The organism is Polaromonas sp., assembly GCF_029945685.1.
GTDB lineage: Bacteria > Pseudomonadota > Gammaproteobacteria > Burkholderiales > Burkholderiaceae_C > Polaromonas.
In genome coordinates this window covers 24585-45833 of sequence record NZ_JAQSDA010000016.1, presented here as the reverse complement: position 1 = coordinate 45833, position 21249 = coordinate 24585, and the positions used below count along the sequence as shown (strand labels likewise).

Here is a 21249-nt window from a genome sequence, read left to right as displayed (position 1 = left end):
GCTTGTTGATGGGAAGAAAGAATGATGAGGTCATAAAATTACTACTCAGTAATATTATTACTTTTTGTTTCAATCGAACGCCAACACACCATGACCATGACCTTGACCTTCCTGGACCGCTGGATGCCCGGTTTTGCGCTCTCTGCCTTGCTGCTCGCCATCGCCATGCCGGTTGCCGCGCAGACCCCTGCATCGGCAACCGACGAGGCTGACGTCGCGTTTCATCCCTGGGAGGTGCCGTCGCCGCGCGGCGCTGAAACTTACTTCACCAATTTGCAGGATGGCGGCACCTATGAAGCGCCATTTGTCGCGCGGTTTGGCCTGTCCATGCGCGGGCTGGTGCCCGCGGGCAAGACCGCCGGGCGCGCCGGCCACCACCATTTGCTGGTGAACCAGGATTTGCCGCTCGACTTCAAGAAACCGCTGCCTTTCACCGACCAGTACATCCACTTCGGCAAGGGGCAGATGGAAATGCCTGTCAACCTGCCGCCCGGCAAGTACCAGTTCCGCCTGCTGCTGGCTGACCAGGGACACATCCCCTATTTTGTGTACAGCAAGCCACTTCATCTGACCGTCACCAAGCAGAACAAGGCTGTGACAGCGGCGGCAGTGCAGGGGCCGCCAAGAGTGGAACTGCTCAGTCCGGCTGACCGTGAAACCGTCAAGGGCCCGTTCCGGGTCCAGTTCCATGCCAGCGGCTACAACGTGTCGCACGCCGCCTCCAAAGTCGCGGACACCGGGCATTTCAGGCTGACCATGGAGCGTGCCGGGCGCAAGCCGGAGGTGCTCAACTTCACCGGCGGACAGACAGAAACCTGGCTCAACCCACCCGCGGGCGACTACACCGTGCGGCTGGAAATGGTCAGCAATGCGGCAGATGGCAAGGTGCTCAGCGCGGCGAAGCCATCGGCGCTGTCGGTCGCTGCGCGATAGTCCCGCTCAGGCCGGGACGTCGCGCGCGGCTAGCAGCGCCGCCGCCACTTCGGCAAAACCGGCTCCCCGTTCGCCCTGGGTGATGTAGCGCGGTTTGTGGCTCAGCTCGGCTTCAAAGCGGCGGATGTTGGCCACGCCCACCGAGTGCGGGAAGGCCTCGAACATCAGCTGGTCATTGGTCGAGTCGCCGACATAAACCCAGTTCGCCATTTCCGCGTCAAGGTCGCGGCCGAACAGCTCGCGGGCTATCCAGCGCGCGCCCTCCAGCTTGTTGTGCGCGCCAAACCAGCCGTTGATGTGGATGGAACTTACCGTCGCGTTCATGCCTTCGCTCTGCATGATCTGCACCGCCTGCGCGATTGCGGCGGGCGGCAAATGCACAAATTCGCTGTGGTCGATCGCGATGTCGGTTTCGCGCCCCGGGCTGTCCTGCGAGACCACCGCGCCTGGCACCTCGCGCGTCACGCGGGCCGCCACCTGCAACATGCGGGCATGGTTGGCGAGCCGTGTTGCTTCGTCCTGCTGGTATCTTTTTGATAGCTGCTCACGCCCTTCAGACAAGGGCTGCAGCCCGATTTGACTTGGAAGCAGAGCCACCGCACCGTTTTCCGCAACGATGGCATCCACCGGCCAGGCGAGTGCAAAAGGTTTGCTCCAGCCCACCGGGCGGCCGGTGATGGGAATCACATGCAGGCCGGCGGCCTTCAGGTCCGCCAGTGCCCGCAGCGCATCGGGCGTGATCGCGCCTTCGGTGGTCAGGGTGTCGTCGATGTCGGTGAAAACCCCGGTGATGGCGCGGCGCTCGGCGGCCGGCCAGTTGCTCAGTTCTTGCATGGTGAAATTTTCGCACGAGTACCGCAGCGCGATGCCGGGACTTTGCCTCCGCCGCCGGGGTTGGCTACAATAGCGGGTTCCTGAGGAGCGTTGCAACCCACGACATGTGGTCTAGGCTCAGGACTTTCATTTGCAACCACGCTCACCCGCATGTGCTCTCAAGCCGGGTGAGATCCAACAACTCCCCCGCCGACTTGCGCCTTGTGGCTGTGGCTATTTTGCCTAACTGGAACTTTGATCTTGGAGATACTCCCATGAACGCCGTATTGAAACCCGCCCAGACCGCTCCTGACTACGTGATTGCCGACATTTCGCTTGCCGCCTGGGGCCGCAAGGAACTGAAAATTGCCGAGACCGAAATGCCCGGCTTGATGGCCATCCGCGAGGAATTTGCCAAAGCCCAGCCGCTCAAGGGCGCACGCATCACCGGCTCGCTGCACATGACCATCCAGACCGGCGTGCTGATCGAGACGCTGCAGGCCCTGGGCGCCGACGTACGCTGGGCTTCGTGCAACATCTTCTCCACGCAGGACCACGCCGCCGCCGCGATTGCCGAAGCCGGCACGCCGGTGTTCGCGATCAAGGGCGAGACCCTGGCCGACTACTGGGACTACACCCACCGCATCTTCGAGTTCAGCGGCGCCAAGGGCACGCCTGAAGAAGGCCCTAACATGATCCTGGACGACGGCGGCGATGCAACGCTGCTGATGCACCTGGGCACCAAGGCCGAGAAAGACGCCAGCTTGATCTCCAAGCCGACCAGCGAAGAAGAAATCTGCCTGTTCAACGCGATCAAGGCCAAGCTCGCGATCGACCCGACCTGGTACAGCCGTCGCCTGCCCAACATCATCGGCGTGACCGAGGAAACCACCACCGGCGTGTTGCGCCTGAACGAGATGTCGGTCAAGGGCACGCTGGCCCTGCGCGCCATCAACGTCAACGACTCGGTGACCAAGTCCAAGTTCGACAACCTCTACGGCTGCCGCGAATCCCTGGTCGACGCGATCAAGCGCGCCACCGACGTGATGATTGCCGGCAAGGTCGCCTGTGTGGCCGGTTACGGCGACGTGGGCAAGGGTTCGGCCCAGGCTCTGCGCGCCCTGTCCGCCCAAGTCTGGGTCACCGAGATCGACCCGATCAACGCCCTGCAGGCCGCGATGGAAGGCTACAAGGTCGTGACCATGGAATACGCTGCCGACAAGGCCGACATCTTCGTGTCCGCCACCGGCAACAAGAACGTGATCACCTACGACCACATGGCGGCCATGAAAGACCAGGCCATCGTCTGCAACATCGGCCACTTCGACAACGAGATCGACGTTGCTGCCCTGGAAAAATGCACCTGGGAAGAGATCAAGCCGCAAGTCGATCACGTGATCTTCCCGGACGGCAAACGCATCATCCTGCTGGCCAAGGGCCGCCTGGTGAACCTCGGCTGCGGCACCGGCCACCCGAGTTTTGTGATGTCGTCCAGCTTTGCCAACCAGACGATTGCGCAGATCGAGCTGTTCACCAAACAGGCCGACTACGAAGTGGGCAAGGTCTATGTGCTGCCGAAACACCTCGACGAAAAAGTCGCCCGTCTGCACCTGAAGAAGGTCGGCGCGATGCTGACCGAACTCAGCGATGAGCAGGCGGCCTACATTGGTGTGTCGAAGGCTGGCCCCTACAAAGCCAATACCTATCGCTATTGAGCTGCGCTACTTCGCGGCCGTGATGCGTCGTTGCGGGTCCCGATCGGGCAATCCTCATGCACCTGAAGTGCACTCCGGTTGCCCGACGCCCGCGCCTAGCCTGACGGTCGCTCGCTACGCGCCGGAAATTCTCAGGAAAAATAACCATGCGCGCTGACCTCTTCCTCGTCGACAACGGCTTTGCCGCCACCCGGTCCCAGGCCCAGCGCCTGATCGCTTCGGGCGTGTTGTGGCGCGCCGAGGAAAGCGCGCCCTGGAAGAAGGTCGCCAAGAACGGCGACGAGATCCCGGACGGCGCCGAGCTGCAGATCCCCGACACCACCGAATCCAAATACATCTCGCGCGGCGGGCTCAAGCTCGAAGGGGCGCTCCTGAGCACCGGCCTCAGCGTGGCTGGTCTGCGTTGCCTGGACATCGGCCAGTCCACCGGCGGCTTCACCGACTGCCTGCTGCAGCACGGTGCCGTGCAGGTGGTGGGCGTGGATGTGGGCCACGGCCAGCTGCACCCCAGCCTGCGCGGCGACCCGCGCGTGGTGTGCATCGAGGGCCTCAACGCGCGGTCCATGACGGCTTCCGACTTGATAGCGGGTCCCGCCCATGCAGAGGGGGTTGAGGCCGACTTTGACGATGAGAATGACTTCGAGGCGGACGACGGTGAGGCGGTCGAAGCCGACTTCGACGTCCTGACCGGCGACCTCTCCTTTATTTCGCTGACCCTGGTGCTGCCTGCCGTGGTGCGCCTGCTCAAAGCCGGCGGCCATCTGCTGATGCTGGTCAAACCCCAGTTCGAGCTGCAGCCCGGCCAGATCGGCAAGGGCGGCATTGTGCGCGATGCCGTGCATTTTGAGTTTGTCGAAAAGCGCCTGCGTGATGCCTGCGCGGCGCTGGGGCTGGACGTGAAAGCCTGGCTGTCCTCGCCGATTGAAGGCGGGGACGGCAACCGTGAGTTCTTCATTCACGCCGTGAAGGGCTTGCACACGACGGGTGAAGACCGGCCGCTGCCGGCGCCGCCGCCGCGCAAGGCCGCCAAACGCACACCGCGCGCCGAACTGCGCGCGCTGCATGAGGCGCATGAGGACTCTGAAGAAGCACACGCCGGCCAGCACGGCCCGGCGCGCGGAAAACGCCGCCCCAAACCCGGCGAAGAATGAACAGACATACAGACATACAGACAGACAGACAGACATACAGAGACAACTGCGATGAACCTGCCCATCAGTTTTGAATTTTTCCCGCCCAAGACACCCGAAGGCGCCGACAAGCTGCGCCTGACGCGCCAGGCGCTGTACGCGCATCAGCCCGAGTTCTGCTCGGTCACCTTTGGCGCGGGCGGTTCCACCCAGGAAGGCACTTTTGGCACGGTGGGGGAAATCCTGAAGGAAGGCGTGGCTGCCGCCTGCCACTTCTCCTGTGTCGGTGCGACCAAGGCCACGGTGCGTCAGCAACTTGCCGCCCTGCAGGCCATGGGCGTCAAGCGCCTGGTGGCCCTGCGCGGCGACCTGCCCAGCGGTTACGGCATCGGCGGCGAGTTCCATTACGCCAGCGACCTGGTGGCCTTCATCCGCGAGGTCACCGGCGATGCCTTTCACATCGAGGTGGCGGCCTACCCCGAGATTCACCCGCAGGCCAAGTCAGCCGATGCCGACCTGCAGGCTTTCGCCGCCAAGGTCCAGGCCGGCGCCAATTCGGCCATCACCCAGTATTTTTTCAACGCGGACGCCTACTTCCGCTTTGTGGAAGACACCCGCCGGCTGGGCGTGGAGGTGCCGGTGGTGCCCGGCATCATGCCCATCACCAGCTCCACCCAGCTGATGCGGTTTTCCGACGCCTGTGGCGCCGAGATTCCGCGCTGGATCCGCCTGCGCCTGCAGGGTTTCGGCGACGACACCGCGTCCATCAAGAGCTTTGGCCTCGATGTGATCACCGGCCTCTGCGACCAGCTGCGCGCCGCGGGTGTGCCGGGCATTCATTTCTACACCATGAATCAAGCCGGCGCGACGACCGAGATCCTGAAGCGGCTGGCGAAGTGAGCGTGGTGTTGATCCCTCTGCGCTGGTCGATCCCCGCAGGCGGCGCCCCTCGCCCCACGCTCCGAGGTCTCACCATGAACCAGGCCGCGGTGACCACAGAGATCATCCGCCGCTTGCAGCCGGTTTGAAGAAGTCCCTGTTTTGGCTGGACTGCTGAAGCTGCGCATCATCCGGCAGGCCATGGCCGTCGGCCTGCTGGCCCTGCTGGCGGCCTGCACGACGACAAGGCCACCGTCACCCGGCCGCTCGGCGCCCGGCCCTGTGCCGATAGCCACGCCGGCGCCCATGCCCGCCAGCCCCGAGGCCGTGGCCACGCCGGCGGAAGAGGCCCCCGGACTGTCCCCAAGTCCGTCCAGCGATCTGTCGCGGCCGGCACTGCTCGACGGTGAGCCCGCGCGCGAGTTCGAGCGTGGCGCCGCGTCGTGGTACGGCCCGGGTTTTCATGGCCGGCTGACGGCCAGTGGCGAACGTTATGACATGAACGCCTTCACCGCCGCTCACCGCACCTTGCCGTTTGGCACCATGGTGCGGGTGCACAGCCTGGTCAATGGCCGTGACGTGGATCTGCGCATCACCGATCGCGGCCCCTTCAGCCGCAACCGCATCATCGACGTGAGCCGCGCTGCCGCGGCCGAACTCGGCATGCTGGGCCTGGGCTTCAAGGAAGTGGTGTTGCTGGTTCCCGATTCCACACCGGCCATGGCGACCGCACCGCCGCCATCGGTCGGAAAATCACGGCGCAGTGCCAGGCGCGTCCCAGTGCCCAGGGTGCGCTAGGCATGGGATGTGAAATCGGGCCGTGGCCCTTATTGCGCGGGCGGCGGCAGCTCCTGAATACATAGCGTTTTCATTGCGGCTCAGCAGGCAGTGCGGTGCGAAAGCTGTGGCCGTGGCGCTCAAAACCCAGCGACTCGTAAAACGCATGTGCCTTCTCGCGTTTCAGGTGGGAGGACAGTGCAAGCTTGTAGCAACCGCTCGCGGCGGCCAGCGCCATCGCGTGGCGCATCATGGCCTTGCCGATGCCCTGGCCCTGCCAGGCCGGGTCCACCGCCACGTCCTCCACCACCGCCGACGGCGCGCCCAGATGACCCAGGTTGTCCATGATGAGCAGGGCAAAGGTGCCGACCACCTGCGTGCCCTGTACCGCAACATACAACTTGTAGTCCGGGTAGCTCGCCATGCGCGCCCAGATACGCTTCGCATCCGCCAGTGCAAGGATGTTTCCGTCGTCGATGTCAGGCTGGGCGTAGAGGCGCAGCACCTCGGGGAGATCTGGCGCGAGGGCCACGCGAAGGGTCAGGGTGTCCACCATGAAGCCACTGTTGCGGGACATCATGTCCAGAAGATGACACTTTTTGAATCAGGGCATCATGTCGCGCGTCGGCCTTGGGCGTTCCCCCTCAAAATGGCGCCTTTGAAACACGCTGACTGGAGCCGCGTATGAAGACGGGCGAGCTGATGTTGTTCATCTTCCTGGCGGGGTTGTCGTTTGCAGGCGTCGCGCAGGAACGAAAGAATCATTTCAACGATCCTTTCCTGCAGGTGACGTCGGCCCTGCCCGGATGTCCGGTGCCCGAAGGCCCGATGTTCACGCCGGAGCAGGTGCGCGCCGAGGCGCATGTGCGCGCCCAGCACGGCGGGAGCTGCTTCCGTTCGGGTCGCTGCCGCCTGCCCAACTCCTATCTCTACGACAGGGAGATCATTCCCCGCGTGGTCAGCTACCTGCAGCAGGATGGGCGCTTCAACCACACCAGCGTCTGGGTGCTCGGCGAGCGGCGGCTGGTGACGCTCATGGGCTGCGTGCAGACGCAGGAGCAGGCCAGGGCCATGGAGCAGGCCGTGCTGCTGGTCGATGACGTGATGGGGGTGGTCAACTACCTGAGCCTGGGCAGCACGGCGAAACCGAAATACAGCACCGCGCCCGGGGAGGCCCAACCGGTCAGGTGAACAGCGGCCCCGGGCATCGGTGTGCGGGGACGGGAGTCAGGGCTGCTTTCGCTATGTTTTTAATAGCTCCTTGCGCCCACTGGCAAAGGACCTGCGGCATATTTTCCTTGATCTTTTGCGCAGTCATGGTGCACCCACAGGCAGGCCGGTCATGCCAATACCCCCGCCGCCAGCAGAAAAATCTTTAAGTTACTAGAATTTCAGTAATTCCTGAAAACTCAGTAAATCCAAACCATGAACCTCGCCCCCCTGACCCAGCGTTTTGTCCTCCACTTCGGTGAAATGGGCAGCCGCTGGGGCATCAACCGCACCGTGGGGCAGATCTATGCCTTGCTGTATGTGTCGCCGCGCGCGCTCAATGCCGACGACATTGGCGAGGCGCTGGCGTTTTCGCGCTCCAACGTCAGCATGGGGCTCAAGGAGCTGCAGTCGTGGAACCTGGTGCGGCTGCAGCACCTGCCCAACGACAGGCGCGAATACTTTCAGGCGCCCGAAGACGTGTGGGCCATTTTCCGCACGCTGGCCGAGGAGCGGCGCAAGCGCGAGATCGACCCGACGCTGTCCATGTTGCGCGACGCGCTGATGGAGCAGCCTTCGGCGCCTGACGACATCCACGCCCAGGAGCGCATGAAGCAGATGCACGACCTGATCGAACTCATGACCGGCTGGCTGGCCGACGTGCAGAAAATGGACTCGGCCACGCTGGTCAGCCTGATGAAGATGGGCGCCAAGGTGCAGAAGCTGCTGGAGGTCAAGGACAAGGTGGCCAGCACGGTGAAGGCCGGCTTGACAGGCCGCGCCGCTGCGCCCAGGCTGGCGGCAGCCACCGCCAATGTTCCCGAAGAAAACAACCGGAGCTGATGATGGACGGATTAGACGCATTCCTGCTGGCCCGCATTCAATTTGCGGCCAATATCACTTTTCACATCCTGTTCCCGACGATCAGCATCTCGCTGGCCTGGGTGCTGCTGTTTTTCAAGCTGCGTTTCGTCAAGACCGGCCAGCAGCACTGGATGGACGCCTACCAGTTCTGGGTGAAGATCTTTGCGCTGACCTTTGCGCTGGGCGTGGTCAGCGGCATCACCATGAGTTTCCAGTTCGGCACCAACTGGCCCGGCTACATGGAAAAGGTCGGCAACATCGCCGGGCCGCTGCTCGCCTATGAGGTGCTGACCGCCTTCTTTCTCGAGGCGACCATGCTGGGCGTGATGCTGTTCGGGCGGGAGCGGGTCAGCGAAACCCTGCACACCGTGGCCACGCTGCTGGTGGCCGGCGGCACCACACTCTCGGCGTTCTGGATCCTGGCGCTCAACTCCTGGATGCAAACACCGGCCGGCTTTGAAATGATCAATGGCCAGGCGCATGTGACCAGCTGGTTCGAGGTGATCTTCAATCCTTCTTTCCCCTACCGCCTGGTGCACATGCTGCTGGCCTCGGGACTGACGGTGTCGTTTCTGGTGGCCGGGATCTCCGCCTACCGCTGGCTGCGCCATGACCGCGGCGCCGAGGTCATGGCCAGCCTGAAGACCGGCATCTACACGGCGGCACTGCTGATTCCGCTGCAGATCATCGCCGGCGACCTGCACGGGTTGAACACGATGGAACACCAGCCGGCCAAGCTGGCGGCCATGGAAGGCATCTGGAAAACCGAAAAGGGCGTACCGGCGGTCCTGTTTGCCTTGCCGGACGAAAAGGCGAAGGAGAACCGCTACGAAATCGCCATCCCGAAACTGGCCTCGCTGTACCTGACGCATTCGCTCGATGGCGAGGTCAAGGGACTGGACCAGTTTGAAGGCAAACACCCGCCGGTGGCGCCGGTGTTCTGGGCCTTCCGCATCATGGTCGGCATGGGTGTGCTGATGCTGCTGGTGAGCTGGGCCAGCACCTGGCAGCTTGCCCCATGGAAGAAAGATCCGCAACGCAATTTGAGGCCCTGGCACGCCAAGCTGCTGGTGGCCATGACCTTTGCCGGCTGGGTGGCGCTGATCGCCGGCTGGTACGTCACCGAGATCGGCCGCCAGCCCTGGCTGGTGACCGGTGTGCTGACGGCGGCCGACGCGGCGTCCACGGTGCCGGCGCCGCGCATAGCCCTCACTTTGTCCCTCTACCTCACGCTGTATGCGGCGCTGATCGTGGCCTACATCTCGGTGGTGTTTTATCTCGCGCGCCACAAAAAACATGCAGACAAGCCGTTTGGTACCGGCCTGGAAGACACGCCGAACCCCGTGACCTACCCACAACAGGAAGGAGCTCCCCGTGCTTGAACTTGCACCCGACCTGACGCAGGCCGCGGGCTGGATGCCCATTGTTTTCCTGGTGGTCATGGGCCTGGCGATGCTGGCCTATGTGATCCTGGACGGTTACGACCTCGGCGTGGGTGTGCTGATGCGCCGCGCCAGCGATGACGACAAGGACACCATGATTGCCAGCATCGGCCCCTTCTGGGACGCCAATGAAACCTGGCTCGTACTGGGTGTTGGTATTTTGCTCACGGTGTTCCCGCTGGCCCATGGCGTGATCCTGGGTGCGTTGTACCTCCCGGTGGCGTTCATGCTGATCGGGCTGACCTTGCGCGGTGTGGCCTTTGACTTTCGCGTGAAGGCGCGCGCCGCGCACAAGCCGCTGTGGAACCGCCTGTTCTACACCGGCTCGTTGCTGGCCAGCTGGGCCCAGGGCTACATGCTCGGCTCGCTGATCACCGGTTTTGCCGACACCTGGTGGACCATGGTGTTCAACGCGGTGATCGGTCTGGCGCTGGTGGCTGCCTACTGCCTGCTGGGCGCCGGCTGGCTCATCATCAAGTCAGAAGGTGCGCTGCAGCTGCAGGCCGTACGTTGGGCGCGTGCCAGCCTGCTGTTCACCCTGGCCGGTGTGGCCGCCATCTCGATCGCCACACCGCTGGTCAGCCAGCGCATTTTCGAGAAATGGTTTTCGTTTCCGAACATTGTTTTGCTGCTGCCGATTCCGGCAGCCACTGCCGTGCTGTTTGCCGTCATCTGGCGCAGCCTGCAGCGCCTGCCGGTGCGCCTGGGCCAGGGCAACGAATACGGCGCCTGGGTACCGTTCGGTGCCACGGTCGGCATCTTTTTGCTGGCGTTTTACGGGCTGGCCTACAGCCTGTTTCCGTGGTTGGTCATCGACCGGATCACGATCTGGCAGGCGGCCACGGCGCCCGAGGCGATGGGGGTCATTCTGGTGGGTGCGCTGGTCGTGTTGCCCATGATCGTCGGCTACACGGTGTTTGCCTACCGCGTCTTCTGGGGGAAAAGCACGGCGCTGAAGTATTGATTGAACAGCGGCCGAAGCAGCGATAAAATCGCCAAATTTCCTTGCGCCGCCACCCATTCCCATGAGATTGCATAGCAAATACAACGCGACCCTGCATTCGGCCGGCGGCCTGACCGATGAGCAGCGCCAGACAGCCGAACAGAAATTTCTGGAAGTGCTGGAGCATGCGCTGGGCGGCGCATCCGCCGTGCGTGGCGCGTACGTGGAATGGACGGCGGTGCGTTCGATGCGGGCCGAAAATCCTGGGGGTTGCCGATCCAGCGAAGAACTCCAGGCGATTGCCCGCTGGGAGCAGGCTACCGAACATGCCACGCGCGCTGTTTTCCGGCAGATGCAGATCGCCGCGCAGAATGCGTTTTTCGAGCTGGAAGTCTGGAACTCACGCACCCACTGAGCTGAACCTCGACCTCGCCCGCTGAAAGCGGCGGGCAGGCGATACCCCGCTTTGACCCGGCCCGGTTCAGCAACGATGACCGTTTCGGCGTCGCCGGCCGCAAACGCGGCTTCCCTCGCGGCCTTTCTCGCTACCTTTCGTCATAGCTGACGGTCAGGTGTTCGCTCAAGGGCCGCGCCTGGCAACTCAGCACAAAACCTTTTTGCACTTCCCAGTCTTCCAGCGTGAAGTTTTTCTCCATGGCGACCTGTCCCTCGAGCACCTTGGCGCGGCAGGTGCAGCAGACGCCGCCCTTGCAGCTGTAGGGCAGGTCCAGGCCGGCGGCCAGTGCCACGTCCAGCACGCGTTCATGCGCAAACATGCGTAGCTCGTGCGCCTTGCCGTCAAGCTGTACCGACAGGCGGATGGTGCCGAGGGCATCCTCGTTTTTCAAGCCTTTCTGGCCTTCAGTCACCGTCTCTTCTGCGCCAACAGCTCCTGATTTCATAGCGTTGGCGGGTTGTGCCGCGCTGGTGAAACGTTCGGCGTGGATGCGTTCCTTGGGCACGCCGGCCGCCAGCAGGGCCTGCAGGCAGCCTTCGATCATGGCTTCAGGCCCACAGACAAAGGTTTCGTCAATGCTGGCCGGCGGAATCAGCGTGGCCAGCAGTTCGCTGACCTTGGCCGCGTCGAGCCGGCCGTTGAACAGCGGCACATCCTGCGACTGGCGCGAGAGCAGGTGAACCAGGCTCAGGCGGGACGGGTAGCGGTCCTTGAGGTCCTGCAGTGCTTCATTGAACAGAATGCTGCTACTGCGCTGGTTGCAGTACACCAGCGTGAAGCTGGACGCCGGCTCGCCCGCCAGCGTGCTGGCGATGATGGACAGCAGCGGCGTGATGCCCGAGCCGGCCGCCCAGCCGACGCGGTGCACCTCACCGCTCAGGCGCGGCGTGAAGCGGCCGTCCGGCGGCATCACGTCCAGCGTGTCGCCGGGTTGCAGCTGCGTGGCCCAGTTGGAAAAGACGCCGCCCTGGACCGGCTTGATGCCGACCTCGATGTCGTGTTCTGCGGCCAGGCGCTGCGTGCTGCTGCAGATGGAGTAGCTGCGGCGCACCGGCTCGCCGTCTATCGTGGCCTTGAGCGTGAGGAACTGGCCCGGCGTAAAGCCAAACAGGCTCCGAAGCTCGGGCGGAATCGCAAAACTGACGGCCACGGCCCCGGCCGCTTCAGGGGTGACACGTGTGACGAGCAGCGGGTGAAAGTGGGGAACAGACATGGGCGGCTCAATCAATAGGGCTTGAAGTAGTCGAAGGGTTCCAGACAATCCAGGCACTTGTACAAGGCCTTGCAGGCGGTGGCGCCGAAGTGCGAGGTCTCGGTGGTGTTGACCGAGCCGCATTGCGGGCAGGCCACGGCCTCAGCCGCCTGGTGCCGGGGCGCAAAGCGGATGACCTTGTCGCTGCCGGGCGCGGTGGTGTGCGGCGGCGCAATGCCGTAGCTGCGCAGTTTGGTTTTGGCGGCCGCGGTCATCCAGTCGGTGGTCCAGGCGGGTGCGAGCTGGGTGGTGATGCGTGCGCTGAGCTGGTGCTGCGCCAGCGCGGCGCGAATGTCGTCCTCGATCTGCCCCATGGCCGGACAGCCGCTGTAAGTCGGCGTGATGATGACTTCCACGCCGCCCTCGACATGGCGCACGTCGCGCAGGATGCCCAGTTCGCGGATGGACACCACCGGGATCTCCGGGTCGGGCACGGCTTCGAGCACGTCCCAGACCTGCTGCAGGGTGTTCATCGCCCCCACCCTCCCGCTTGCGGGAGGTGTTTCATACGGCTCTCCGGAGCTCGTGGTGGGCGCGAAGCGCTCACCATAGAGCGCCGGGGTGAGCGCGCGCCAGGCTTTGCATCTCGGCCAGCAAGGGCGCCAGGTGTTCGCTGTGCTGTCCGTTTTTGCCCTGCGGCAAGCCGGTGCCGGGGGCCGGGCGCTGCAGCCCGGCTTCCTGCAGGGCATCGTTGACGAGGTCGTCCCAGTCGCTCTTCAGTGCGGCAACATCGATGGGCCGGCCTTCCGTATCTGCTACTGTTTCAATAGCTGATGGCGCCCAGTACTCCTGGGTGTAGGGCATCAAATGCGCCAAGGCGGCCTGGGTACGGGCGTGGGACTCGGCGGTGCCGTCGCCCAGCCGTACCAGCCAGTCACGCGAGTGCCGAAAGTGGTAACGCACTTCCTTGAACGACTTGCCGGCAATGGCGGCGAGCTGCGTGTCCTGCGACTTCCGCAAGACCTCCCACAGCAACAACATCAGCGCGCTGTAGAGAAAATTGCGGACGATGGTGGTGGCGTAGTCGCGCTCCGAGGTGCTGGACGCGTGCGGCAGCTCCAGCAGGGTGTAGTTGCGGAAGTCGGTGGCATCGCGGAAATAGGCCAGCGAATCTTCCGTCGCGCTGTCGCCCGAAACCACAGCGGCGTGCTGGTACAACATCCGTGCCTGCCCGATCAGGTCCAGGCTCATGTTGGCCAGCGCAATGTCTTCCTCCAGCACCGGGCCGTTGCCGCACCACTCGGCGTTGCGCTGGCCGAGCACCAGCGCGTTGTCGGCCAGGTGCAGCAGGTAATCCAGGGGGGCTGTTCGGACGGGGGCTTCAACGGTAGTCACATGTGGCCCACTTCGTCAGGAATTTCGTAAAAGGTCGGGTGCCGGTAGATCTTGTCGGCCATGGGTTCAAAAAACGCGGCCTTGTCGTCAGGCTCGCTGGCGGTGATGGTGTTGGACGGCACGACCCAGATGCTCACGCCCTCCTGGCGCCGCGTGTAAACGTCACGCGCCATCTGCAGCGCCTGCTGCGCATCGGCGGCATGCAGGCTGCCGCAGTGTTTGTGCTCCAGACCCTGTTTGGACCTGACAAACACTTCCCATAAAGGCCACTCATTTTGCGAGGTCGTCATGCCGCCTCCTTCAATTGGCGGGCGCGCTGTTTGGCGGCATGCGCCTGTGCCGCATCGCGCACCCACTGGCCGTCTTCATGCGCCTTCACGCGGTTGGCCAGACGTTCCTTGTTGCAGGGGCCGTTGCCATTGACCACGGCCCAGAACTCGTCCCAGTCGATGGCGCCGTAGTCATGCTGCTGGCGTTCCTCGTTCCACTTCAAATCTGGGTCCGGCAGGGTCACGCCCAGCACCGCGGCCTGCGGCACCGTGGCGTCGACAAATTTCTGGCGCAGGTCATCGTTGGAAATGCGCTTGATGCCCCAGCGCATGCCTTGCGCGGTGTTGGCGCTGGCCGCATCGGGCGGGCCGAACATGGCCAGCACCGGCCACCACCAGCGGTTCACCGCGTCCTGCACCATGGCGCGCTGTTCGGGTGTGCCCTGCATCTGCACCATCAGGCTTTCAAAGCCCTGGCGCTGGTGAAAACTTTCTTCCTTACAGATGCGGATCATGGCGCGTGCATACGGGCCGTAGGAGCAGCGGCAGATCGGCACCTGGTTCATGATGGCCGCGCCGTCGACCAGCCAGCCGATCACGCCGACGTCGGCCCACTCTAGCGTCGGGTAGTTGAAGATGGAGCTGTACTTGGCCTTGCCGGTGTGCAGGGCATCGAGCAATGCGTCGCGGCCCACGCCCAGGGTTTCGGCGGCCGAATACAGGTAGAGGCCGTGGCCGCCTTCGTCCTGCACCTTGGCCAGCAGGATGGCCTTGCGCTTGAGCGAGGGTGCGCGCGAAATCCAGTTGCCTTCGGGCTGCATGCCGATGATCTCGCTGTGCGCGTGCTGGCTGATCTGGCGCACCAGGGTGCGGCGGTAGGCCTCGGGCATCCAGTCCTGCGGCTCGATCTTCTGGTCGGCGTCGATCTTTTCGTCGAAGCGGGTCTGCAAGGCGTCGGGGGCAGCCGGCACCGATGCCAGGGCCGGGGCCGACGTGTCGGGCACGTCGAGTGATTGTGTGTACATGTCTTGTCTCCTGTCACCCGGACTGCGGGGCGGGTCAACCGGAGTATAGCCAATTAACCGACCGAGCGGTCGGTTAATTGTTGACTCCGCCGCAGGGGACTTTCAGCTCACCCGGGCGAGGTCCGCGAGCAGGGCGTCGGCCGAGGCATAACGGTCGTCGGGGCTTTTCGCCATCAGTTTGTTGACGATGGGCTGCAGGGCCGCATGCGCTGCGGGCAGCACCGGCGTGTCCGCATGCAGGTGCCTGGCCAGCAGCAGTTCCAGCGACTCCGCGATAAACGGGCGTCGGCCGGCCAGCATCTCGAACAGCATGACGCCCAGGCTGTAGAGGTCAGAGCGGGCCGTCACGGTTTTTCCGCTGACCTGCTCGGGGCTCATGTAATAGGGTGTGCCGACCACATCGCCATGCAGGGTCTGTGTCAGGCCCGGGCTTTCGGCCTGCAGCATGGATTTGGCGATGCCGAAATCGGCCAGCGCCACCGAGCCGTCGCTGCGCAGCATGACGTTTTCCGGCTTGATGTCACGGTGCACGATGCCGTGGCTGTGGATCGCCGACAGCGCCTGCGCGATCTGCCGCACCACCGTCAGTGCCCGCTCGCGGGTCATGTCGGGGCCGAACAGGCCGCGCAGATCGCCGCGCTCGAAATACTCCATCGCGATGTAGGCGTGTTCGTCGCTGAAGCCCTGGTCGTGGATGCGGATCACATGCGGATGCTTGATCTGGCTGAGCAGCGCGTACTCCTGGATAAACCGGACCAGATGCTCCGAGGCCTCCTTGCCGCGTGAATCCAGCACCTTGAGCACGATGGGCAGGCCGTCGGCCTCGCGTTCGGCCAGGTACACCTCGGTCATGCCGCCGGCGCCGATTTTCCGGGTGACGCGGTAGCCCTTCAGGCGCACGGGCTCGGTGTCGGGCTCAAAACGCTGCTCTTTCAGTGCGGCCAGCTTGGCCTGCAGGGCATCCTTGACGGCCCGCGCGGTGATCTCGGAGTTGGTTCTGACCGCCGCGCTGATCTCCTCGGCACGCTCGGTCAGGCTGGCCATGCCGTGGATCTTGTCGTCCATCCCGGTCACCAGCCCGGTGATCTCCACCACCTCCAGCGTCAGGTGTTTGCCGGTCAGGGTCAGGGTGTCCTGCGCGCCGGTCTGGATGCCGGGGCCGGCGCCGGCGAGCACGGCGCCGCTGGCCAGCACGGTCCAGCCGCGCTCGCGGGTGACTGCCTCCAGGTGCGCGGCGAGGCTGACGCTGTCGCCCACCGGCATCAGATCGTGGCTGCCTGGCGGCCCCATGCGGCACAAAGTGGTCTCGCCGCTGTGCAGCCCGATGCCGATGGCAAATGGGGGCAGACCCCGGCCCGGGAAACGCTGCGCAAGCCAGTCGCGGAACTCGTGGGCCGCCAGCGCCATGGCCAGGGCCGCAGAAACGGCGCGGCGCGGCCCTGACAGCGGCGAGTCGCCCCGCGTGTTGGCAAACACCGCCATCAGGCCATCGCCGACAAACTTGAGATGTCGCCCGCCGTTCTTGAGCACCGGCTGGCAACTGCGCTCGAAGTAGCCGGTCAGCAATTGCGAGACCTCACTGGCGTCGAGTTTTTCGGCCAGCGAGGTGAAATGGCGGATCGTCGACACCAGCACCGTGGCGTCGAGCACCTGCCCACTCTCGCTGCCCGCCGGGATCTCCACCGGGAAGGCTTCGGGCCGGGCGCCGCCAATGTCGCTGCCGAAGGCCGTGCGCAGGCGCGCCTCGAGCGCCGCCAGGCTGGACGCGATGCGCGTGTCGACCAGGGTCTTTTTGCGCAGTTGCGCGCTGACGGCTTCGAGCAGCTCCGTGCGTGTGAAAGGCTTGGACAGGTAGTCGTCCGCGCCGCCGGTCATGCCGCGGCGCATGCTGCCGCGGTCGTCCAGCGCGGTCAGCAGCATGAACGGGGTGGTCGCCAGCGCCGGGTCGGCCCGCACCGCGGCCAGCATCTCAAAGCCGTCCATGCCGGGCATGTTGATGTCCGAGATGATCAGGTCCGGCGCACGGGCCCTGGCGTGTGCCAGGCCGGCCCGGCCATCGGCGGCTGCCACCGCCTCAAAACCTTCCAGCGTCAGCAGGCGGACGATGTTGCTGCGTATCGCGTCGTCGTCCTCTACAACCAGGATCACATGCATGCGCAGCCCCTCCCCTGGCGGCAGTTTCCGCTCAGCCGCCGTGGTCCAGCGTGAAGCCGGCGTTGCGGTCCTGCCCCAGACGCGCCACCAGCTGTGGCAGGGCCGCCTGCAGGTCGGCCTTGAGCGTGTGCGGCGGGTTGATCACAAACATGCCGCTGGCCGGCAGGCCGGGGCGTTTGACGTCGCCGGCCTCGTCGGTGGTCAGCTTGCTGGACTTGACCGTGAGCGTGGCGTTGAGCCAGCTGCGACCGGCCTTGGTCGCCAGCGTCTTGAGTTTGCGCGGCAGGTCATGGGCTTCGGGACGCGGAATGATGGGATACCAGACCACGTAAGTGCCGGTGGCAAAACGTTTGACCGCATCACCCATGCAGGCTGCGACGCGGGCGTAGTCGCTCTTGATCTCGTAGCTCGGGTCGCACAGCACCATGGCGCGGCGCGCCGGCGGCGGCAAAAAGGTTTTCAGCACCTCAAAGCCGTCCTCGCAGGCCACCGTGACCTGACGGCCCACGCCAAGCTGCGCAATGTTGCCTGTGAGCGACTTGAAATCGGTCGGATGCAGTTCAAACAGCTTGAGTTTGTCGCGGCCGCTGAGGAACTGCTGCTCAATGAAGGGCGAACCGGGGTAAATCTTCAGGTGCGCCGGATCGCCGCTGGTGGCGAACTGCGGGTTCAGGCCGCGCAGCAGGTCCACATAGTCCTGCAGCGCAGGGGCCAGGGCCTCTTCGGCCGGCGCTTTCGCGGCACCGGGGGCTTTCGGGTTTGCTATCTTTTTTGTAGCCGCTGGCGCCGATGCGGTAGGGGCTGCGGGTGCTTTTGATGCATTGATCAGGCGGAAGATGCCTTCCTGGGCCTCGCCGCTGGTTTCGGTGTAGTCGCCATCGAGCCGGTACAGGCCGGCACCGGCGTGCGTGTCGATCACAGTCAGCGCCGTGTCTTTCTGGGTCAAATACTTCATCAACGCAATCAGCGTGGTGTGCTTGAGCACATCGGCATGGTTGCCGGCATGGAAGGCGTGGCGATAACTGAACATGTCGCTATGTTAACGGGCGCCGCCCGACGGGCCTTTTTTTGGGGTGCGCCCGGCCGCCGGGCCGGATGCTTGCAATCTGCAACACATTACCGGCGAACGCCGCGTTGTGGCCGCCCGGTCGCCTTGACGGCTGCAGGGCCTCCATGCCTAATGACAGCCCCACCTTGCCACAGCCCGCTCCCGTTCATGACCGCCCCGTCCAGTCCGACCCCCGTTTCACTGATCACCCATCTGGATGCCTTGCCGGTGGGCACGCGCCTGGCCGAGTTTGAAGTGCGGGGGCTGCTGGGTGCCGGCGGGTTTGGCATGGTCTACCAGGCGTTTGACCACTCGCTGCGGCGGCCGGTGGCCGTCAAGGAGTTCCTGCCGGGCACGCTGGCCTGCCGCGGCGCGGACGGCGCGGTGGTGGTTCGTGACCCGGCCGACCAGGCGGCCTTCCAGGCCGGCCTTCGGTCGTTTGTGGCCGAGGCACGGCTGCTGGCGCAGTTCGACCATCCCTCGCTGGTCAAGGTTTTCCGGTACTGGGAAGCCAACCAGACGGCCTACATGGTGATGCCGCTTTACCGCGGCATCACGCTGCAGGCGGCGCGCAGCCAGATGCACAGCCCGCCAACCGAGGCCTGGCTGCGCAAGGTCCTGTGGGCCGTGCTGGGGGCACTCAAGACCCTGCACCAGGGCCGCACGGTGCACCGCGACGTCTCCCCCGACAACATCTTCCTGCAGGACATCGGTCCACCCGTGCTGCTGGACCTGGGCGCCGCGCGCCATGCCATGGGCGGCAAGACGCAGGACCTGACCGACGCCTTCAAGCTCAGTTACGCGCCGCTGGAGCAGCAGGCCGGCGCGCCCGACATGCGCCAGGGGCCGTGGACCGACCTGTATGCGCTCGCTGCTGTGGTGCACGGCCTGCTTTGCAACAAGCCGCCGCTGCCGGCCACCTTCCGGGTCGTGCGCGACCGCCTGCCGCCTTTTGCCCGCGTGGCACGCACGGTGCAGGAGCAGTTTGGCCTCGGTTATTCGCAGCCGTTTGTGCAGGCGATCGGTCAGGCACTGGCGATCGACGCCAAGGACAGGCCGCAAAGCGTGGCGGCCCTGGTGCAACTCATGGGGCTGGAAACGCCCAATGGCATGTCCCGTTTCGACTGGCGTGCCGAACTGGGCCCGATCTGGGCGGCGCCGGGCTTGTCCGGCCCCCGGCCAGCAGCGTGGGTGCAGCCGTTGCCGCCGCAGCCTTCGGGCGCGGCGCCTGCCACCGATCCGACACAGCCATTGGCGGTGCTGCCCCGGCGGCGGGATGTGACCGCCCCGCAGTCGCCTGTTGCAGCCGCGGCGCCAGCTGCCGCCGTGACTGCAACAGTCCGGTCCGGCCGCTCGTGGCGTGTGGGGGCGGGCGTGGTGGCAGTGGCCGTTGTTGCCCTGTTGCTGGGACTGATGCTGGGACGGGGCGTGCGCGCACCCGAGACCGAGACCCGGCTTGCGCAGGCCCCGGCCGACGCCGTGCCCGTGCAGCCGGTGGCGAACCGGCTTCCGGCGCTTGCTGCGCCGGTTGTGGTGGCCATAGCACCGGAGCTGCCGGTTGCGGCCGCTGCCAGCGTACCTTTGCCTGCGGAGCAGCGTCCAAGGCCCGCCGCCCGGCGTGCCGCGCCGAAAACAACAGTGACACGGTCCGAGGCTGCGAGCCCCCCGCCGGCGCAGCCTCCGCCTGTGCTTGCCACGGCAAGCGATCGGGGGGAGGTGCCGCAGCTGGTGAAGCCCGCCGACCCGCTCGCCTTGTGTGCCGACAGCAACTTCGTGGCGCGACCGATGTGTATTTTTCGCCAGTGCCAGAAACCGGAGATGGCCGCGCTCCCGCTGTGTATTGAAAACAACGCCCGGCTGCAGAACAGCCGGCGGGCCGACGGGTTTTAGCCAAAAAAGGCCCGGGAATGGCCACAAACGGCCATTAAAAGGGGGCTCGGGCGGTCACGCGCCGGGATATCCCCCATGAGGGCCCCGATTTTGTATAATGGAAGGCTTCGCAGCGATCGGCTGGCCCCGCGGCGAGGCTTGAACCCCACCTAAGAGGTTTCCATCAGAGAAACACCGACCGTGGAAAAGGGCTGCTCAAACCAACTTTTTGAAAAGTAAACCCATGACAACTTTCAGCGCAAAACCCGCTGACGTGGTGCATGAGTGGTTTGTGATTGACGCGACCGACAAGGTCCTCGGACGAGTAGCCAGCGAAGTTGCTCTCCGTTTACGCGGCAAACACAAGGCCATTTATACGCCTCACGTCGACACCGGTGACTTCATCATCATCATCAACGCAGCCCAGCTGCGCGTGACCGGTGCCAAATCGACCGACAAGATTTACTACCGTCATTCCGGTTATCCAGGCGGCATCACTGCCACCAATTTCCGCGACATGCAAACCAAGTTTCCTGGCCGCGCCCTGGAAAAAGCCGTCAAGGGCATGCTGCCCAAGGGGCCGCTCGGTTATGCCATGATCAAAAAACTCAAGGTGTACGGTGGTGCAGAGCATCCGCATACCGCCCAACAGCCTAAAGTGCTGGAAATTTAAGGAGCCTTGAGATGATTGGTGAATGGAACAATGGCACCGGCCGTCGCAAATCAAGCGTCGCCCGTGTGTTCATCAAAAAAGGCACTGGCAAGATCACGGTCAACGACCGTGACATCCAGAGCTTCTTCGGTCGTGAAACATCGATCATGATCTGCAAACAGCCGCTGCACCTGACCAACCATGTCGAAACCTTCGACATCATGGTCAACGTGCATGGCGGCGGCGAGTCCGGCCAGGCCGGTGCGATCCGCCACGGCATCACCCGCGCACTGATCGACTACGACACCACCCTCAAGCCGGCGCTGAGCCAGGCCGGGTTTGTCACCCGTGACGCACGTGAAGTCGAGCGTAAGAAAGTCGGCTTCCGTTCGGCACGCCGTCGCAAGCAGTTCAGCAAGCGTTAATCTGCTTTTGTTGCTTCCGAAAAGCCGCCTGGTTTGCGCCTGGCGGCTTTTTTCATGG

The 21249-nt window shown here is 64.4% G+C and carries 22 protein-coding genes and 1 riboswitch; of the genes, 13 read left to right on the top strand and 9 right to left on the bottom strand.

All coding sequences use genetic code 11. The features are described from left to right. The first annotated feature begins 90 nt into the window (after window positions 1-90). Window positions 91-933 (top strand): DUF4399 domain-containing protein, encoded by an 843-nt coding sequence (locus PSV26_RS11165; RefSeq protein WP_300512280.1) that lies wholly within the window; start codon window positions 91-93, stop codon window positions 931-933. A 6-nt stretch (window positions 934-939) separates the two neighbouring features. Here PSV26_RS11165 and PSV26_RS11160 read toward each other — a convergent pair whose 3' ends face one another. Continuing rightward, a complete protein-coding gene (locus PSV26_RS11160; protein ID WP_300570629.1) occupies window positions 940-1767 on the bottom strand; it encodes an HAD family hydrolase in 828 nt (275 codons plus the stop codon). Window positions 1768-1843: 76 nt separating this feature from the next. Beyond that, a riboswitch (S-adenosyl-L-homocysteine riboswitch) is annotated at window positions 1844-1918 on the top strand. Window positions 1919-2021: 103 nt separating this feature from the next. Here PSV26_RS11160 and ahcY point away from each other — a divergent pair. From ahcY to PSV26_RS11140, 4 genes are all read left to right on the top strand, one after another. Beyond that, window positions 2022-3461 (top strand): adenosylhomocysteinase, encoded by a 1440-nt coding sequence (gene ahcY / locus PSV26_RS11155; RefSeq protein WP_300570626.1) that lies wholly within the window; start codon window positions 2022-2024, stop codon window positions 3459-3461. A gap of 146 nt (window positions 3462-3607) precedes the next feature. Beyond that, on the top strand, window positions 3608-4612 hold the full coding sequence (locus PSV26_RS11150; RefSeq protein ID WP_300570622.1) for a TlyA family RNA methyltransferase: 1005 nt from the start codon (window positions 3608-3610) through the stop codon (window positions 4610-4612). A 51-nt stretch (window positions 4613-4663) separates the two neighbouring features. Then, window positions 4664-5491, top strand: coding sequence for a methylenetetrahydrofolate reductase [NAD(P)H] (metF, locus tag PSV26_RS11145; RefSeq protein ID WP_300512275.1), 828 nt, complete (start codon window positions 4664-4666; stop codon window positions 5489-5491). A gap of 141 nt (window positions 5492-5632) precedes the next feature. Further along, the gene (locus PSV26_RS11140; protein ID WP_300570619.1) at window positions 5633-6268 is read left to right on the top strand and encodes a septal ring lytic transglycosylase RlpA family protein; all 636 of its coding nucleotides are present in this window, start codon (window positions 5633-5635) and stop codon (window positions 6266-6268) included. Window positions 6269-6338: 70 nt separating this feature from the next. Here PSV26_RS11140 and PSV26_RS11135 read toward each other — a convergent pair whose 3' ends face one another. Beyond that, window positions 6339-6824 carry a GNAT family N-acetyltransferase gene (locus PSV26_RS11135; protein WP_300570616.1) on the bottom strand — a complete coding sequence of 162 codons (486 nt, stop codon included), beginning with the start codon at window positions 6822-6824 and terminating at the stop codon, window positions 6339-6341. Window positions 6825-6931: 107 nt separating this feature from the next. Between PSV26_RS11135 and PSV26_RS11130 the strand changes: the two genes are divergently transcribed. The 5 genes from PSV26_RS11130 (at window position 6932) to PSV26_RS11110 (ending at window position 11120) form a co-directional block, all read left to right on the top strand. Next, a complete protein-coding gene (locus tag PSV26_RS11130) occupies window positions 6932-7438 on the top strand; it encodes a BON domain-containing protein (RefSeq protein WP_300570613.1) in 507 nt (168 codons plus the stop codon). Window positions 7439-7672: 234 nt separating this feature from the next. Beyond that, window positions 7673-8299 (top strand): GbsR/MarR family transcriptional regulator, encoded by a 627-nt coding sequence (locus tag PSV26_RS11125; protein ID WP_300570611.1) that lies wholly within the window; start codon window positions 7673-7675, stop codon window positions 8297-8299. Next, window positions 8299-9702: a cytochrome ubiquinol oxidase subunit I gene (locus tag PSV26_RS11120; protein WP_300570608.1), complete on the top strand. Its 1404-nt coding sequence runs from the start codon at window positions 8299-8301 to the stop codon at window positions 9700-9702. Before PSV26_RS11125 ends, PSV26_RS11120 begins: the two co-directional genes overlap by 1 nt. Continuing rightward, the gene (locus PSV26_RS11115; RefSeq protein ID WP_300512268.1) at window positions 9695-10726 is read left to right on the top strand and encodes a cytochrome d ubiquinol oxidase subunit II; all 1032 of its coding nucleotides are present in this window, start codon (window positions 9695-9697) and stop codon (window positions 10724-10726) included. Before PSV26_RS11120 ends, PSV26_RS11115 begins: the two co-directional genes overlap by 8 nt. 61 nt (window positions 10727-10787) lie before the next feature. After that, entirely contained in the window at window positions 10788-11120 is a 333-nt protein-coding gene (locus tag PSV26_RS11110) for a hypothetical protein (protein ID WP_300512267.1), read from the top strand. A 130-nt stretch (window positions 11121-11250) separates the two neighbouring features. Here PSV26_RS11110 and PSV26_RS11105 read toward each other — a convergent pair whose 3' ends face one another. From PSV26_RS11105 to rlmJ, 7 genes are all read right to left on the bottom strand, one after another. Next, window positions 11251-12375, bottom strand: coding sequence for a 2Fe-2S iron-sulfur cluster-binding protein (locus tag PSV26_RS11105; RefSeq protein WP_300570605.1), 1125 nt, complete (start codon window positions 12373-12375; stop codon window positions 11251-11253). An 11-nt stretch (window positions 12376-12386) separates the two neighbouring features. After that, window positions 12387-12887, bottom strand: a complete 501-nt coding sequence (gene paaD, locus PSV26_RS11100) for a 1,2-phenylacetyl-CoA epoxidase subunit PaaD (protein ID WP_300512265.1) — start codon at window positions 12885-12887, stop codon at window positions 12387-12389. A 70-nt stretch (window positions 12888-12957) separates the two neighbouring features. Continuing rightward, entirely contained in the window at window positions 12958-13749 is a 792-nt protein-coding gene (paaC, locus tag PSV26_RS11095; RefSeq protein ID WP_300570601.1) for a 1,2-phenylacetyl-CoA epoxidase subunit PaaC, read from the bottom strand. Beyond that, a complete protein-coding gene (gene paaB / locus PSV26_RS11090; RefSeq protein ID WP_300570598.1) occupies window positions 13746-14039 on the bottom strand; it encodes a 1,2-phenylacetyl-CoA epoxidase subunit PaaB in 294 nt (97 codons plus the stop codon). The genes paaC and paaB overlap by 4 nt, the downstream gene beginning before the upstream one ends. After that, window positions 14036-15043 (bottom strand): 1,2-phenylacetyl-CoA epoxidase subunit PaaA, encoded by a 1008-nt coding sequence (gene paaA, locus PSV26_RS11085; protein ID WP_300512263.1) that lies wholly within the window; start codon window positions 15041-15043, stop codon window positions 14036-14038. Before paaA ends, paaB begins: the two co-directional genes overlap by 4 nt. Before the next feature lie 102 nt (window positions 15044-15145). Continuing rightward, window positions 15146-17197: a protein kinase gene (locus PSV26_RS11080; protein WP_300570595.1), complete on the bottom strand. Its 2052-nt coding sequence runs from the start codon at window positions 17195-17197 to the stop codon at window positions 15146-15148. A 31-nt stretch (window positions 17198-17228) separates the two neighbouring features. Next, window positions 17229-18227 (bottom strand): 23S rRNA (adenine(2030)-N(6))-methyltransferase RlmJ, encoded by a 999-nt coding sequence (gene rlmJ / locus PSV26_RS11075; protein ID WP_300512261.1) that lies wholly within the window; start codon window positions 18225-18227, stop codon window positions 17229-17231. A gap of 186 nt (window positions 18228-18413) precedes the next feature. Between rlmJ and PSV26_RS11070 the strand changes: the two genes are divergently transcribed. From PSV26_RS11070 to rpsI, 3 genes are all read left to right on the top strand, one after another. Continuing rightward, the gene (locus tag PSV26_RS11070; RefSeq protein WP_300570592.1) at window positions 18414-20135 is read left to right on the top strand and encodes a serine/threonine-protein kinase; all 1722 of its coding nucleotides are present in this window, start codon (window positions 18414-18416) and stop codon (window positions 20133-20135) included. 223 nt (window positions 20136-20358) lie between these two features. Next, window positions 20359-20787 (top strand): 50S ribosomal protein L13, encoded by a 429-nt coding sequence (rplM, locus tag PSV26_RS11065; protein ID WP_300570589.1) that lies wholly within the window; start codon window positions 20359-20361, stop codon window positions 20785-20787. 11 nt (window positions 20788-20798) lie between these two features. Continuing rightward, on the top strand, window positions 20799-21191 hold the full coding sequence (rpsI, locus tag PSV26_RS11060) for a 30S ribosomal protein S9 (protein WP_300512258.1): 393 nt from the start codon (window positions 20799-20801) through the stop codon (window positions 21189-21191). Window positions 21192-21249 lie beyond the last annotated feature (58 nt).